Here is a 16693-nt window from a genome sequence, read left to right on the forward strand (position 1 = left end):
GTTATAAAAACCAGACCTTGCTACAATTTGGTACATTATTTCATTGTTCAAGCCATTAATAACAACTTAATGTTAACAGGGTTTTTCATTAAGGTTGTTTATTTGTGACTGTTCTGGGTAGTTGCTCACTTGGGCTACGAGTTTTATTTCTAATTAGTGCATTTTGCCTTTCACCAATGGCAAGCAGCACTAACTCTGCGTATTTAGCAGATGAAGGAGTAAGCCTTGGTTTAAGCTTAGGTTATGGTCAACTCGACAACCCGGTTTATAAAAAAGACGACATTCCTCTTTATGCCCTACCGCGCATTGAGGTATTTGCCGGTGACTTTTCATTTGCAAATACTCAGTTTGCTTGGACACCCGTGTGGGGCGATAACTATCAAGTGTCGTTATTCACCCAACTTAATGAAGATGGGCTGTATTTTGCTAAACACTCAGCAGCACTGACCGCGATTAGAACAACCGGCGGCCGCCCCTCAATGACACCGCCACCACCTGGTTCAGGTATCGAAACACCAGCGCTGACAAAGCGCCGCGGTGATATTACTAAAATATCAAAACGTAAACTGTCTGCCATGAGCGGTATTGAAGCTATTGTTGACTGGCAAAGCTGGCGTTTTAGCGCGTATTGGTCAATGGAGCTCACCAACTATCACAAAGGGTTACAAGGCGCATTATCTGCACAGCGCTTGTTTTTGTTTGATCAGCATCTAGTTTTGCTCGGCGCAGAAATACAACATCTAAGTGCTGGTTTAGTGGATTACTACTATGGCAGCGCACAACAAGAGATACGAGCCGGATTTAGCCCTTTTTTAGGTCGCTCTAGTCAAAAGTACAATCTAAAAGCCAGTTACCAATATCAGTTTAATCAACAATGGCAATTTATCAGCGATATAAAATACCAACGTTTATCATCGGGTATTGCCGATAGCCCCCTTATCGATGACAGCAACTTACTGTCTTTTTATGCTGGCTTTGCATGGAATTACTGATGATGTTGCGTACGAAGCTTTTTTCACTCTTATTCATTTGTAGCCTCGCGTTTGTTGGCAGTACATTCGCACAAGCCGGTTATATCGAGGCAACACCAGAAAACTGTGTAACGATAGAGCAAGACTGCGTGATGGATGTATCGATTAATTGGTATACCGAAGTCAGCGAAACGGTGTGCATTCGTGTTACTGATCAACAAATTAGGCTGTTCTGCCAAAAGCCAAATCAAGGGCAAAACTTTGCAATCACAGTGCAAAACAATCGTAACATTGTATTAGAGCTACTTAGCGAACAGCTAGAGCCATTAGAAAGCACTGAAATTAGTTTATTCCACCAGCATGTTAAAAAACGCCGACGTGATATCGCATGGAGTATTTTTTGATGAGCCAGCATACTATTTTATATATTGAAGATGATTTAAAACTTGCCCAGCTAGTTTCTAATTATTTAACTGACCATGGCTATACCATTGAGCACTTTGAAAGTGGTTGCCATGCCTGTTACCAAGCAAGCTGCAAAAAATACGACCTAATTTTGCTCGATATCGGATTAGGCTCGGAAGATGGTTTTGAGGTATTTAAAGAGCTAAAACAATATCAAGATACGCCAATTATTTTTATGACCGCAAGGCAGAGCCAAGTCGATCATATCACTGGCCTCGAACTAGGCGCCGATGATTACCTAACCAAACCTGTTTCCCCGTCTATTTTATTAGCGCGAATAAATAACACGATTCGCCGCAGCCAAGCTATAAAGCCAACAAGCACCACTCACAACGCCCATAATATTCGCTTTGGCTCGTTGAGTATTAATACTATTCAGCGCGAGGCTTACCTGCATAGCCAGCCACTTGAACTGACCAGTGCAGAGTTCGAAATTTTGATTCAACTTGCTAAATCAGCGGGTCAATTGGTCAGTCGAGACCAATTATTTGATGGCACTATAGGCCGTAAATATGATGGTCAAAGCCGCACTATAGATGGCCGCATTAGTCGCTTACGCAAAAAACTCGGTGACGAAGCGGTGCCGGCACAAAAAATCGTCACGGTTTGGGGTAAAGGATATATTTTTTCTCCACAAGCGTGGGGTTAATGCAGTTTGCTACGCCTGTTTTGCTATTTGTATTTAACCCTAGCAGTTTGTCTGGGGAGCGCCGCTTGGTTACTAGAAACCTATTTTCCAAGCCCACCGAGTTACAGTACAGAGCAGCAATTAGCAGAAAGCATCTTAAGTCTTGCCCCCAATAACCCTGATATTAAACAAACACCTCTGGCGAACTTTTACCTTGGTGAACAATTACAGGCATCACTTTTAGCAGGTCAGGTAATTAGCGTTAACGATGCCAATAACAACCTTTACTTTCATAAACTTGCCGATGATAGAGAGACCTTATTAAGCATTGGCCCCTACAGCCAGCCTGCTGATCCGGGTTATCAGTCTTTAGTAAGCCTTCTGTTTTACTCTAGCCTTGCCTTAGCTGTGGTGATTTTTACAGGCCCACTGCTGTTTGACTTAACTAAGCTACGCAAAGCCAGTAGTAAAATTTCAAATGCCGACTTTACAGCACAAGTGCACTTCACACGTTTTAGCTTGCTAAAGAGCATTGGCGATACCTTCGATAACATGGCATTAGCGCTTCATAACCGTAATCAAAGCCAACGCGAATTGATCAATGCTGTTTCTCATGACTTTTTAACGCCTATTTCACGGGCTAAATTCGCCCTCGAAGCAGTCGTTGATAACAACGCTTATCGGCACAGTGTGTTGCAAGACATTATTGAACTTGAGCTTTTAGTCGAAGAGTTTTTAACCTATGCCGAGCTTGAACAATGCGAGCCCACCTTGTTAGTGAAAGACTACTGCCCAGACGAGCTATTACAGCCCTGCATTACTAAGTTTCAAAGCTATAGCCCTTTGGCTATTCGCCTTGACTGCGAATTAACAGCCATTTGCGTTGATAAACAAAGCTTTCAACGCTTATTGCAAAACTTACTCGGCAACGCGGTTCGCTTTGCTAAAACGCAAATTCATATCAGGCTTTCACAATGCGAAAACGGCACTTTGTTAGTGATTGAAGATGATGGCCCAGGGATCCCTGAACACATGCGCGCCAGCCTCATGCAGCCATTTTCAAAAACCGCTTCGGTGCACCAAACAGGCTACCAAGGTGTTGGCCTTGGCTTATCAATAGTTAAGCAACTGTGCCTATGGAATAACGCAAAATTTAGCTTAGATAACGCACAAACCTTAAGCGGAGCAAGAGCAAGCATCTTGTTTCCATAAACAGTTTTTCGGTAAAAATGTACCAAGCTGTAACAGTGTGTGCCAATTGTTTACATTTCATTGATGTTATAGCCACAACTCAACACTATCCCTACTGATTACAACCGTTCGCCGCTAGCGCGAGCTCATAATTATAATCCTTCGAGGGAAGTTAGATCACATGTTCAATATGAAGAAAGTATCAGTGATGGTCGCATCTGCACTTTACTTAGGTGTAGGTACGTCTGCTGCTGCGCTAAATGATCAAGCATGGCCAGAACAGCCAGCAGGCTATGCGCCAAAGCAAACCGTTACCAATGAATTTGTGTGGGAAGACAAGGTTAATAACACAGTTAAAAAACAAAGCCGCGTTTTCACACCAGAGAAAGATATTAGTGGTATTCAAACTTATATCGTGCAACTGAACGATGCACCAATTTCGACTTACCAAGGTGGTGTTAAAGGGCTTGCGAGCACTAAAGATGTGGTAATGCAGACGCAACAAGCAGCAACGCGCTCAACGCTTAATATGGCGCAGCCTGCTATCGCAACTTACGCTAACCACCTAGCAAGTAAGCGCCAATCAGTACTAAGTACTGCGATGAGTCAGCAAGGCTTACAGCTAAATGTTGAGCGCACATTCAATGTGACATTAAACGGTTTCACCACCCAAATGACACAAGATGAAGCGAAGCGCCTTGCTAAAGTGGCTGGTGTTAAGAAGATCACTCGCTCAAAAATCTATAGCCTAAATACGTTTAATACCATTGAGCAAACCGGTGCTTCTGCACTGTGGAGCGCAAGTGCTAGCAATCCTAGCAGCAATAAAGGTGAAGGCACGGTTGTCGGTATCATCGATACGGGTATCAATACCGATCACCCATCATTTGCAGCTGTAGGTGGCGATGGCTACACTCACACCAACCCTCTAGGCGACAAGTACCTAGGTGACTGTGCAACCGCTGAATTTGCAGATCTGTGTAACGACAAGCTAATTGGTGTGTACTCATACCCTGAGATCACCGCAGCCTACGTTGATACTGTGTTTGAAGAGACTCGCCCAGAAAATGGTGAAGACTATAATAGCCATGGTTCACACGTTGCAGGTACAGCGGCAGGTAATATCCTTTACGATATTCCTTACAAACTGACAGAGTATGAAAGCCAATCATCTGGTTTAGAAACCAATGTAACTTTCCCGCAAGTATCAGGTATGGCGCCTCATGCCAATATCATTTCATACCAAGTATGTTGGCCGGGTGGTTCTGGTGACCCTTATGCAGGCTGTCCAACAAGCGCAATCTTAGCTGCTGTAGAACAAGCTGCTATAGATAATGTTGACGTACTGAATGCTTCATTAGGTGGCCTTGAAGAAGACCCATGGAGCGACCCAATTGAGCAAGCGTTCATGAATGCGGCTGAAACCGGTGTATTTGTGGCGGTAGCGGCAGGTAACAGCGGCCCTGAATATTCAACGGCTGACCACTCTTCACCTTGGGTAACCACAGTTGCAGCTCATACGCCTTCAACTAAAGTCAATTTTGGTAACAAACAACTTAAAAACCTAACTGGTGGCGATACTGCAGCGCCAGGACCATTTGCTGGTGCAGGTGTAAACTTTAACGAGCTAACAGGTTTAATCGTTGCCGCAACTGACTTTGAAAATCCAAATGAAAGCTCAAGCTATGCACTTGCCAACTGTGACAAGCCATTCCCTGAAGGAACATTTGATTTAGTTGATGACCCAGCAACCGCTATCGACGAAAGTGCGCAAGATGTGATTGTCGTATGTAAACGTAGTTCTTACCCGCTGTACTCTAAATCGCTAAACGTAGAGGCAGGTGGTGCTGAAGGTTTAATTATTTATAACCATGTATCATTCTACGATCGCTACACGATTCCTTCAGTCACTTACCCTATCCCTACCATTCACATTAAAAACGTTGATGGTACGAGCTTACTTGACTGGCTAAGCACAGGCGACAGCCACATGGGTACCATTGAAGCAACCGAAGGTACTGTAGATGATGTAGATAAAGACCGCATTGCTTACTTCTCTGGCCGTGGCCCATCATACTTTGGTTTTGACACCTTACTTGTAGACCTTGCGGCTCCGGGTGTTGATATCTATGCGCCATCATCTGACGATCAACCATTTACTAGCAACCCAGCGACTTCAGACTGGCAATCTATGTCTGGTACATCAATGGCAAGCCCACACGTTGCGGGTGCGGCAGCATTGTTAAAACAATCTCATCCTGATTGGACACCAATGCAAATTCAATCAGCATTGATGTTAACTGCAAACAATCAAGTTGCTTTAGCACAGTACCTAAACAACTACACCGATGATGGCTTTGATGCTGCCCTTGCTGAAATGGGTTCGGGTAAAATGCAAGTTGAGCGTGCTGATAAAGCAGGCCTATTGCTTGATGAAACCATTGCTAACATGAATGCAGCTAACCCAAGCCTTGGTGGCCGTGAAAAAGCACTAAACACAGCTTACATGGTTGATAATGACTGTGGCTTTAAGTGTACGTTTATCAGAACCTTTACGGCGACAGAAGACGCAAGCTGGACACTTCATACAGAAAACTGGATTGGTAATAGCAAAATTAGTGTTGAGCCAAGCAACTTTGATATTAAAGCAGGTGAGACACAAAGCATTGTTGTTACGGTTGAAGCAAGCCAACAAGCAACACCACAAGAAATTGTTGATTACACAGGTAACCAAGGTCAAATCGTAATGACCTCAAGCAACCCTGAATCACCAATTTTAGAAATGCCTGTATGGACTTTCGCTGGTGATACCGGTTTACCTGAGTATATTCAAATTGATGCACACCGCCGTTCTGCAACGATGAAAGTGGGTCCATTTAATACTGATGAAATTAGCAACCTAACCACACAATCGTACGGCTTAGTAAAAGGCCAAGTTGAAACAGTGCACCTATTCAACGACACCACACCAGGCGACCCATTCGATAGCGTTGAGATCGAAGGTGAAGGCGAAGCTGTGAACAACAACCACATTCAGTGGACGACAGTGCCAGAAGGCGCAAAAATGCTAAGCGCAAGCGTCATGAACGACACGTCACGTGTACTTGTGTTCATGGGTAAAGATAGTAACGGTGATGGCATTGCGTCTTATGAAGAAACGTTATGTATGTCAACGAGCTACACCCTAACTAACTTCTGTAATATTGTTGATCCTGAAGCGGGTGAATACTTTACGTTATACATGAGCCTACAGACTCTATCGTATGGTGAAGTTGATGAAGGTATCGAAGTATCGTTTGCAACAGCTGTGACCACAGAAGACAATGGTTCACTCACTGTAACAGGCCCAAGCAGCGTACCTGGTTATGACCAGCTTGAGCTTGACCTTGCTTATAACCTACCTGATATGGAAGTGGGCGATATCTACTTTGGTGGCTTTGATATTGGTAGCAACCCAGAAGATGCGGGTAATCTTGGTTTTGTTCCAGTGATCATCGAGCAAGTTGATAAAGACGTGACCTTTACAGCTAACAAAGACAAAGCATTTGTGGGTGATTTAGTAGACTTCGAAATCAGCGTCATTGCTAATAACGAAGATGAAGCGCGTCAGTTTGCTCTAAACACTGAGTTCCCTGTGGGCGTAGACATTGTTCCTGACAGCATTGTCGCATCTAACTCAACGCCAGTAACACCAATGTTAGATAGCAACGCTCTAGCACTAGTTGGTGTTCAAGAGACGACTAAAAATGTTGAGCGTAATTATAACATTACCACCAACATCACAGACGAAATGTGTTCATTAACATCGGCGCATTCACCAGATCCTCACTACCTAGAACTACGTGAGCTTGGCTGGCGTACACTAGAAGGTGTTGAAGGTCGTTACTACAACGAGTTTGAGTACACATTTAAAGAAATCATGAACACTAACCTTGATGTGTCATTCCCATTCTTTAACAAGTACCACTTTGACTCAATTAAACTTAACCCAGCAGGCTTAGTCACATTTGGTTCGCAAGGCCGTACAACGCCATTCCACGTTGAACTGCCTGAGGGTTACACTCAGCCGCCACCGCCGCCTTACCTAATCGCACCTTTCTGGGTTGGTGACAACATGATCCCAGAGCGTGTTGACGGTGGTTACGGTAACTATGACGCCAACGCCGGTATCACACCAACTTACACGGTATCTCGTGAGTGGTTAGTACTTGAGTGGGATAATATCCAGCGCTCAAGAACTGAAGGCCAATCTGTTGATGTTGAAATGTTCATGCGTATGGGCATTGACTATGAGCCAGGTGAATACGAGCTACTATTTGCTTATGACAACCTAAGCTTAGTTGATGCACAAGGTTCTATCGGCTTGAAAGCTGCTGATGGTCGTGGCTTTATCAGTGGTGATATTCCAATCGATTTAAACATCGGTAACAAGTACGGCTTCGACAATATGGACGAAGTACTACACGACAAACTGGTTGTGTGTCTTGACTACACAGGTCCTGAGATTTCTAAGTTTGACGTGAAATTCCAAGCGTACATTGGAGAACAAGCGGCGAATCAAACGCATCAACTATCACTTACAAATGGTTTAGTTGGCGCAGATGATGAAACCATCACCCTTGACCTAGAAGTTATCGGTAACCTAGAAATGGCAGCCTTAACTGATATGTCGGTGGCAGAGAACGAAACGATTAGTTTTGACGTGCTTTATGCTGACGAAAACCAAGTGAGCAACCAAATCGAAGTGTTAGGCGAAAACTTCACTTATGAAGTATCTGGTCACACATCAGGTAGCACTGTGACTATCACGCCAGCGGCGCACTTCCATGGTGATATTGATGTAACAGTAAAAGTGAGCGACAGCGTTAACCCAACTGATGCAGCAATGAGTTCATTTGTATTATCGGTGATGTCTGATGGTGAAGAGCTTGGCTGTACTGACAGCTCAGCAACTAACTATGATGAAAGCGCCAATACTGACGATGGTAGCTGTACTTTCCCTGAGGCAGTGATTCCAGAAGCAGAGATTGAAAAAGACAAGAAATCATCAAGCGGTTCATTCGGCTGGTTACTACTAGCAGTTGCCCCACTGATGGCACTTCGTCGTAAAAAATCTCGAATTAACTAAGGATTAGTTAATTAGGATAGTAAGTAGGTAATGCCGATATGCTTAGCATATCGGCATTTTTCGTTATAAATACTTTAACCAAGGCTTGTTAGCCTTACGCTTGTATTCACTAAACTTCTTGGTTGGCCAATAAAGCCCTACTGCCAACAACAAAGTAATAAACCAAATACCTGATATATCACTGACTCCTAAATATTGCCCTTGATTTGCCCCCCAGATCAGCATGCCTATTTGATACATAAATAGCAGTACATAGAGGTGGAAAATATAAAAGAACATAGGCACAGAGCCATACACTCTCAGCGCATTCGTAAAGCGGTTGAGTGGTCTTTCAAATAACCACAAGCCTGCAAACATGCCTGCTAACGTGATCAGCAAAAAGCTCAGTGACGGTGGGTACTTAGTCACGTTAAACACCGACATCATGGTTTCGGTTGTGGTACTAAACGTTTGCCATGGCAAAGTTTCGCCATAAATATTAAAACCACGCAGCAGCACAAATAATGCCACACATAACAGGGCTAACAGCAGTAATGCTCGTTTACGCGAATCTGCCGATTGAGTGTGCGCATATAAAGGACCTGCACAGTAACCCAATAAGATAACACCAATCCAAGGCAGCACTGGGTAGCTAATTTTTACATCGATTAAACCACCTTGTGATAGATAGCCTCGGTCATGCAAAATCGTCCACAGCGAGTAACCAAACTCATCGGGCGAAAAGCTGATTGGGGTCAGTAAGTTATGACCAAATACAATAACTAAACCAAGTAGCAGCAATAGATTGCGCGGCAACTTAATCAATATTGCTAACACCAGCATACAAAGGCCAATCGCCCACATCACTTGTAGCCAAATGGTATGGTAGTAACCCATCCACGAAAAACAAATCAGGGTCACTTCAAGGGCGATTAAAAAAAGCCCTCGCTTGATTAAAAAGCTTCGTGCTGAGCGCGTCACGCCACTTGCTGGATGACTATAAAGCCACGCCGACAAACCGGTTAAAAAGATAAAGGTTGGCGCACAAAAGTGCGCAGCAAAGCGGCTCCAAAAAAGCCCTGGCGAAGTGGTATCAACCACCATGGGATCAGCCACCTGCATGTGCAAGAAAAATCGCTCTCGCACATGATCAAGTAGCATCAGCAGAATAACGACACCACGCATGATGTCGATACTGTGAATACGGCTTTTAACTTGCTCAGAAGTCATAATTTACGCCAAGTTTAAATTGCGTCGGCGCACCCGGATAGGCCCACAAAGCATTGTAAGAACTAGCGATATACTGTTCATCAAACACGTTATCGACATTCAATGATACCGTCGTACGTTCAGTCGCTCGCCATTTAGCAAATAAACCAACAGTTTGGTAACTCGGTAAACGGAAAGTGAGATCAGCTGGGTCACCTAAGCGATCAGACACATATTGATAATGACCACCAATCTTTATTTCTTGTGCGAATAAATTTAGGTCATGGTTTAAGCCAACCGAAAGGTTATTCTTAGGTACGTTCACAAGTGGGCTGCCCTTAGGAATTGGCACTAACCAATCAATAACTAGACTGTCTGTCGCAGTCTCGGCATCAACATAGGCATAAGATAGGTTGTACTCGGTATTGTCACCCAATGACCCTGTTAAATCTAATTCAAAACCTGAGCTATTTGCTTTACCTACAGGTGATGAATAACCCACGTTTACTGGATCTGCCACCAGCATGTTGCTCTTGCTTGCATCAAAATAAGCAAGCGTACCGCTGATATTGGCGTAGCTAAATTTAAAACCCACTTCAAACGAATCACTTTCTTCAAAACCGAATGGATTACCTTCGGCATCGGTGCCACTCAGTGGTAAAAAGCCTTCTGAATAGCTTGAGTAAAGGTTAATGTCGTCATTAAGTGCGTAAACCACACCAAAACGTGGACTAATGCGGTTTTCTTTGCTGTTTGATGCCACACCAGACTTAGTCTCAAAAATATCTTGTTCAATTTCATCAAAACGTAGACCTAACATCACTTTTAAGTTATCGGTTAGATCTAGTTGGTCTTGCAGGTAAATACCGTACGCATTTTGCTGTTCGTTATTTTCGTACTGCATGCCCACTTCAGGGCCTTCAGTGGTGCTGTACTCTGGCTCATAAATATCAATGGTGTAAGTGCCATTACCACCACGGTAGCGATAAAGCCCTGTACGCAGTTCATAGTCGTAACCATCAACACCAATCAGTACATGGTTAGTAATACCGGCAACATCAAAATGGCCGCTTAATTCAAAGCGCAGCGATAAATCATCAGACTCATAGTCACGGTATCTGTGCTGGCGAGTTAAAGTTCTGCCATCATCAAATAATGACTGACGCGATGGTGAAAGCTCAGCATCTGACGAATAACCTGTTAGCGTTGCAGTACGGTAACTAGCACCTAATAACAAGCTCCAATCTTGGTTTAGATCGTTGCTGTAATTTAATTGATGACCGCGCGAGTGCACCTTAGTTGGTGCATCATTTGGGTTACCTAAAAAGCGTGACTCAGGTACGGTATCAAAATCACCATTTAACAACACAATACCGCGGTCATACATTTGCTGTTGATCAACATACTCAAACTCATAGGTCAGCGATGAGTTATCGTTGATTTGATAATAAAGCGAAGGCGTAATCACGAATTTGTCGTGGTGCACATAATCTCTAAAGCTATCGCTATCTTGCCATGCACCATTGATACGAAACGCTAAATCATCGCTTAGACCGTTAGTGTAATCACCTTGAATACGCTTGTGATCATCGCTACCGAACTCAGCTTGAAGTTGCCCTTGCTGATAAAACTGTGGCTTTTTAGTAATAATGTTTACGGTACCACCCGGCTCTGAACGGCCATAGAGTGCTGAGCCCGGCCCTTTTAATACTTCGATGTATTCAATGTTTGAGACATCACGCGGGCCTGCAAAGCCGCGACCACCACTAAAACCGTTAACTAAGTACCCAGACGGCATATTTTCGTTACCAGACAAACCACGAATTGAATAGCTATCCCACAGCGCGCCACCATTATTCTTACGAGTAATACTGGCAGAAAAATCCAGTGCATCACGAAACTTTGTAATACCGTTATCAGTCATCATGTCTTTGCTTAATGTGGTGATCGATTGCGGTAAATCTTTTGTTGGAATATCACCACGAAACGCCTGTTTATGTTCAATGGTGATCGTTTCGATATCGCTGTTATCAGCTGCATGTGTATTCGCTGCAAACGCCGCAGCTAAGGCTAAACTAAGAGTTGAGTACTTCATAAGGTCTGATTGTAAAAGTTAAGAGAAATTATTTGTTATAAAATAACATAAATAAAAAATAGGTTATAGTATAACAATACATTTACCCCTTAATTTTTAGCCAAGCCTCTAGTTTACAAAGATAATTTTTAACGCTAAATTTGGGGTAGATTAAAAAGCAAACAAGTTAAGGAAAACTATGTATAAATCACTTTTAGCATTAACGCTCGTATGCGCATCAATCAGCTCATTCGCAAACCCTGATTTATCTCGTAAATTTCCATTTGTTGATATTCAAGCGCAGGTACTAGATACCACTACAGATAAGCCTAGCTGGCAACGGCTGCCACCAATGCACCATGTACAATACCCGACAGGGCTGCTAAATCGACAAGGCAGTGGCTGCGCTATTGTCAACTTTCAGGTAACGCCAGAAGGCAATGTGAAAAACTTAAATATTGAAAATTCAGCACCTAAGCGCTTTAGTAAAGACGTTAGAAAGGCAGCAAGGCAAATAGTGAGAGACTGGCAATGGCCAGAGCGCACGGATGAACAAGTGATTGAGTTAACCATGCGTTTTGACTACTGCTTAACGCACGACTTCGACAAAAAGAGTGAAGCCGTTGCCATGTGCGTTGAGCATTCAGAACAAGCCTGCGAGTAAACAATAAATTTGCCGTGTAGATACTTGAGCCAATGCCAGCTATTGCCTACAATGGCGCACAATTTATTCAATGCAGATCGCAACTATGACTGATACACAAAAACCAGAATTACCAAACCAACTTTCTATCAATCCACGTAGTAAATTTTATGTGGAAGAAGTTTTCGAGCATGAAATTGGTGTAAAACTTAACGGCAAAGAGCGTTTTGACGTTGAAGAATATAATATCAGCGAAGGCTGGATCAAAGTCGCTTCTCCAAAAGCCCTTGATCGCCGCGGCCAACCTTTACTATTAAAAGTAAAAGGCACTGTAGAAGTATTCTACAAGTAATTCAGTTTTGCTGAATTAGCTTGTTGGCCAACACAATGGTTGGTCAACAAGTTTATATCTTTACGAGCTTAGACACTCAGCCCCTCGTTTTTTCCCACACAAGCGAAAGTTAAACCAATGCCCGGTGACTACAAAGAGCGAACCCAATAAAGTAAGTACTTTTTCGCCAGCCTCACCAATAACATTTTCGCCAAGCAGCACCGCTGCAGACAACAACACCAGCCCTGCACCACCTAGCATCAATAATCGATAACGTTTATGTTTTTTACACCCTAAAAATAGTGCTAATAAGCTGCTTGGCAGTACCGCAACTAACATCCAAAAATGAAATTGCTCGTTACCTAAACCCAGTGCTGCAGCACTTGGTAATAAAACCAAAAACACAGGCACAGCTAAACAGTGAATAGCACACATAGCTGATAACCCGATGGCAAACTTGTCCATTATTTCTTGTAATTTCACTGAATAATTCCTACAAAATTGAACACATGAATTATAAAAAGTGCATCAAGCAAGTTTTGCTTGGCACTCATTGCATACTCCCAGCATTTCAAATTGCTTTGTTTGTGAGGTAAAACCTGCATCATCAAAATGAGGGAAAAGCTTTGCAACGTCACTCTGTGAAACCGCTAAAGTCTCAACTTTTTGGCAGTGACGGCAAATCAAAAACAAAGAAGTCTCACGCTTAAAAACCTCACTGTCGGTACCGTAAGCGATATATTTGTTAGCACTATTAAGCCTGCGAACAAGGTTTACCGACTCCAAAAAGCTCAAGATTCGATAAACAGACATAACAGATACACTTGAACTTGTGCGCAGCTTGTAGCAACTGGCCAATTCGTAGGCCGATAACGGCACGTCTGTGGTTAGTAATATTTGCAGTATTTGCTTGCGCTGAATGGTGAACTTTCTGCCATGCTCAAGGCAAACCTGCTTCGCTTTATTAAGTGTGCTGGTTAATCGCTGTTTATTCATAGCGGCCACTCAATATAAGGTTTTGTTGCTGTCAGCTCTGCTATCCCTTGCGCTTGCTCTGTGATCCACTGTGCTTCGATAACAGATATTGCTTCAGCCCATGCAAATAAAGTAACTGTGACTTTAGAGACGGGCTTATCACAGTTAAACGAGTATTCAACTTCTAAGTCTTGATGTGAATCATGAGTGTGATGCTCAAATGGGTTTTCAAAATTTGCTTGAGTAAGCTTACATTCGCCGTTAAATGTCACTAACTGCTGTGAATTTGCTAATTGGGCTAACGTTTGTTTAATAGTTTGCTTTTGCTCAGCTGTTTCGGGCTGATGCTCAAAGCCAAAAATATCTCCAGCCGGTAAAATGAACTTAACCTGCCATTTGTCTTGATCATGAACCACAAAAAGCACTCCCTCACCATGTGAATGATGATGGTGTTGATGCCCTTGAGCTGAAAAGATACATCCAACCATAAAGCATATCACTGCTAATTTTGCTGCTTTTATAACCCCAATCACTCCATTTACCTCACTTTAAACATGCTGTTACAAAAAAGAATAAGACTCATTCGTCGATTCACACTTGATACATTATAACAATTAAAGCACAATTGATACATTATAACATATCTATAATGGTGAATAATGAATAACATCTCAAGAGTGGCTGTCGTCATAGCAGCGTTATTACCAGCCAGTGTTTTGGCACAATCGATCAAAGGCGTTGTTTTAAATAACCAAGGTAAAGCGGTGGCTAATGCCACAGTTGACCTTGAAGGGTCTGATCAAAAAGTAACAACTAACGACAAAGGTGAGTTTGAAATCAGCGGCTTAAATAACGGCTTAAAAGAGCTACATATTTCAGCGCCAGGTTATGCTCACTTACATCGAGATATCACACTTGCCAATGACCAAGACCACAGCGCAACCTTTAATCTAAAGCGCTCACCGATTGAAGTGATTGATGTTGAAGCAACGCCGATTCATATGTCGGCAATGGAATCTGCCTCACCTGTTAGTGTGTTATCTGGCGAACAATTAAGACGCCAACAAGCATCAACGCTTGGCGATAGCCTCGAAAAGCTGCCGGGCGTTAACACAAACTTTCATGCCAAGGTTGCCAGTACGCCTGTGATCCGTGGTTTGAGCGGCCCACGTGTTTTAATTACGCAAAATGGCTTAGATGTAAGTGATGTGTCACGTGTTGGCCCTGATCACTCAGTGGCATCGGAAGCATCAACAGCGCAGCAAATTGAAGTATTACGTGGCCCAGCAACTCTTTTTTATGGCAGCGGTGCAATTGGTGGTGTCGTCAACGTAGTTGACAGCCGAGTACCAACAGACAGCACAACACGCGGTGAGTGGAACCTAGAACATAACTCTGTAGATGAGCAAAAAGTTGCTTCGTTTAATGCCACCACAGGGACAGAGTCATTTGCCTTTTATGCTGATGCATTCTGGCGTGAATCAGACGATTACGAAGTACCTGTTGCCGCCGATATTGACGACACAGAGCACAGCTCAAAGTACGTAGTAGAAAACAGTAATGAAGACTCAGATGGCTTTACTGTTGGTACTAGCTACTTATTTGAGCAAGGTTACCTTGGTGTTGCGGTTGAGCAATTTAACCGCCAATACGGTATTCCTGGCCATACTCATGGTGAAGAAGAAGAGCATGATCACGAAGAAGAGCACAGCGAAGAAGAAGCTGTTTTTGCTGATCTTGAACAAACCAAAATCCAGCTACTTGGTGAATACAATATCGACAGTGAGTGGCTAAGCAAAATTAACTTACGTGCAGGCCACACAGACTACGAACACGCTGAAATCGAGCACGGTGCTGTAGGCACAACTTTCAAAAATGAAACCAATGAGCTGCGCGTTGACATTCTGCATAGCCAATTTGATGAGTGGAATGGTGGCGTTAGCTTTCATTACAAAAAAAGTGATGTAGAAGCACAAGGCTCTGAAGCCTTCACCCCTCCTTCTGTTACTGAAAGTATTGCTTTTGCAATTATGGAAGAAAAGCACTTTGGCGATTTTTTAGTGCAATTAGGTGGTCGTGTTGAGCGAGTTACTATTGATGCTAATAATGTGCTGTTACCTGAGATCGATGCCCATGCACATGATGAAGACGGTGATGAGCACGACCATGATCATGACCACGAAGAACCCGGTTACACACGTGTATTTGATGTTGCCCAAGAGTTTACACCGGTCAGTTTATCAACAGGTGTGGTATGGGATTTTACACCGGGTTATAACCTAGGTTTATCGGTATCGCGTTCTGAGCGCGCTCCGTCTGCTTCTGAGCTGTTATCTTTTGGCCCACACATTGGTACTGCAACTTATGAAGTTGGTGCGCTATTCGACACTCATGATGGTCATTTTGAGCTATCAGAAGAGGCTATCGACTTAGAAACAGCAAATAATATCGACCTGACATTCCGTAAAACCGACGGTGATATTGGCTTTATCTTCAATGCCTTTTACAACCAAGTAGATAACTATTATTACCAGATCAACACAGGCCTATACGCTGAAAGCGGTCATGATCACGACCATGGCGACGAACATGATCACGAAGAAGAGCACGATCATTCATCTGAACTCCCGGTTTATTTATTTAAAACAGACGATGTGATTTTACATGGTTTTGAAGCGCAAGTTGCTTGGCAGCTAAGCGACGAATTTAAAGTCGACTTATTCTCTGATTATGTACGCGCGCGCCTAAAAGACGGTGGAGATTTACCACGTACTCCACCACTGCGTTTTGGTACTGAGTTTAGCTATCAAACCGAAAACCTAACGGCAAATATTCACGTTACGCGCTACCAAGAACAAGACCGCATAGCACAACAAGAAACCACAACAGACGGCTATACCCTTGTTGATGCCAGTATTTCTTATGACTTATCGGTATTGAACCAAGATCTATCGCTTTATTTAAAAGGCACAAATTTAACGGACACAGAAGCCCGCGTTCATAGCTCATTCTTAAAAAATATTGCACCACGTCCTGGGCGTAGTTTTGCGCTTGGTGTTCGCGGCTACTTCTAAAACAAAATTACAAATAAAGGAAACC

General features: G+C 43.2%; 13 protein-coding genes. 8 read left to right on the forward strand and 5 right to left on the reverse strand.

The window, feature by feature from the left end; all coding sequences use genetic code 11:
* Positions 1 to 104: 104 nt before the first annotated feature.
* From NFU46_RS14965 to NFU46_RS20485, 5 genes are all read left to right on the forward strand, one after another.
* Entirely contained in the window at positions 105 to 992 is an 888-nt protein-coding gene (locus NFU46_RS14965) for a MipA/OmpV family protein (RefSeq protein WP_251602844.1), read from the forward strand.
* Positions 992 to 1375, forward strand: a complete 384-nt coding sequence (locus tag NFU46_RS14970) for a DUF3019 domain-containing protein (protein ID WP_165385111.1) — start codon at positions 992 to 994, stop codon at positions 1373 to 1375. The genes NFU46_RS14965 and NFU46_RS14970 overlap by 1 nt, the downstream gene beginning before the upstream one ends.
* Positions 1375 to 2085: a response regulator transcription factor gene (locus NFU46_RS14975; protein WP_251602846.1), complete on the forward strand. Its 711-nt coding sequence runs from the start codon at positions 1375 to 1377 to the stop codon at positions 2083 to 2085. The genes NFU46_RS14970 and NFU46_RS14975 overlap by 1 nt, the downstream gene beginning before the upstream one ends.
* A gap of 6 nt (positions 2086 to 2091) precedes the next feature.
* Entirely contained in the window at positions 2092 to 3276 is a 1185-nt protein-coding gene (locus NFU46_RS14980; RefSeq protein ID WP_251602848.1) for an ATP-binding protein, read from the forward strand.
* Positions 3277 to 3436: 160 nt separating this feature from the next.
* The gene (locus NFU46_RS20485; protein ID WP_285835545.1) at positions 3437 to 8383 is read left to right on the forward strand and encodes a S8 family serine peptidase; all 4947 of its coding nucleotides are present in this window, start codon (positions 3437 to 3439) and stop codon (positions 8381 to 8383) included.
* A 63-nt stretch (positions 8384 to 8446) separates the two neighbouring features.
* On the opposite strand, the gene NFU46_RS15000 is transcribed toward NFU46_RS20485, so the two are convergent.
* Both NFU46_RS15000 and NFU46_RS15005 read right to left on the reverse strand, forming a co-directional pair.
* Entirely contained in the window at positions 8447 to 9592 is a 1146-nt protein-coding gene (locus tag NFU46_RS15000; protein ID WP_251602850.1) for a DUF1624 domain-containing protein, read from the reverse strand.
* Positions 9582 to 11666, reverse strand: coding sequence for a TonB-dependent siderophore receptor (locus NFU46_RS15005; RefSeq protein ID WP_251602852.1), 2085 nt, complete (start codon positions 11664 to 11666; stop codon positions 9582 to 9584). The genes NFU46_RS15000 and NFU46_RS15005 overlap by 11 nt, the downstream gene beginning before the upstream one ends.
* 178 nt (positions 11667 to 11844) lie before the next feature.
* Between NFU46_RS15005 and NFU46_RS15010 the strand changes: the two genes are divergently transcribed.
* Complete coding sequence (locus tag NFU46_RS15010) at positions 11845 to 12309, forward strand: energy transducer TonB (RefSeq protein WP_058586016.1); 465 nt, start codon at positions 11845 to 11847, stop codon at positions 12307 to 12309.
* Positions 12310 to 12394: 85 nt separating this feature from the next.
* Entirely contained in the window at positions 12395 to 12640 is a 246-nt protein-coding gene (locus NFU46_RS15015) for a DUF3297 family protein (protein WP_171037140.1), read from the forward strand.
* Between the two features lie 60 nt (positions 12641 to 12700).
* Here NFU46_RS15015 and NFU46_RS15020 read toward each other — a convergent pair whose 3' ends face one another.
* From NFU46_RS15020 to NFU46_RS15030, 3 genes are read right to left on the reverse strand one after another with little or no spacing between them, the layout of a single operon-like run.
* The gene (locus NFU46_RS15020; protein WP_251602854.1) at positions 12701 to 13102 is read right to left on the reverse strand and encodes a MerC domain-containing protein; all 402 of its coding nucleotides are present in this window, start codon (positions 13100 to 13102) and stop codon (positions 12701 to 12703) included.
* A gap of 45 nt (positions 13103 to 13147) precedes the next feature.
* Positions 13148 to 13615, reverse strand: a complete 468-nt coding sequence (locus NFU46_RS15025; protein WP_058586015.1) for a Fur family transcriptional regulator — start codon at positions 13613 to 13615, stop codon at positions 13148 to 13150.
* Positions 13612 to 14127, reverse strand: a complete 516-nt coding sequence (locus NFU46_RS15030) for a DUF2796 domain-containing protein (RefSeq protein WP_251602856.1) — start codon at positions 14125 to 14127, stop codon at positions 13612 to 13614. Before NFU46_RS15030 ends, NFU46_RS15025 begins: the two co-directional genes overlap by 4 nt.
* Before the next feature lie 126 nt (positions 14128 to 14253).
* Between NFU46_RS15030 and NFU46_RS15035 the strand changes: the two genes are divergently transcribed.
* Positions 14254 to 16668: a TonB-dependent receptor domain-containing protein gene (locus tag NFU46_RS15035; RefSeq protein ID WP_251602858.1), complete on the forward strand. Its 2415-nt coding sequence runs from the start codon at positions 14254 to 14256 to the stop codon at positions 16666 to 16668.
* Positions 16669 to 16693: the final 25 nt, after the last annotated feature.

Source organism: Pseudoalteromonas sp. NCCP-2140 (assembly GCF_023708065.1).
In the GTDB taxonomy this organism is placed as follows: domain Bacteria; phylum Pseudomonadota; class Gammaproteobacteria; order Enterobacterales; family Alteromonadaceae; genus Pseudoalteromonas.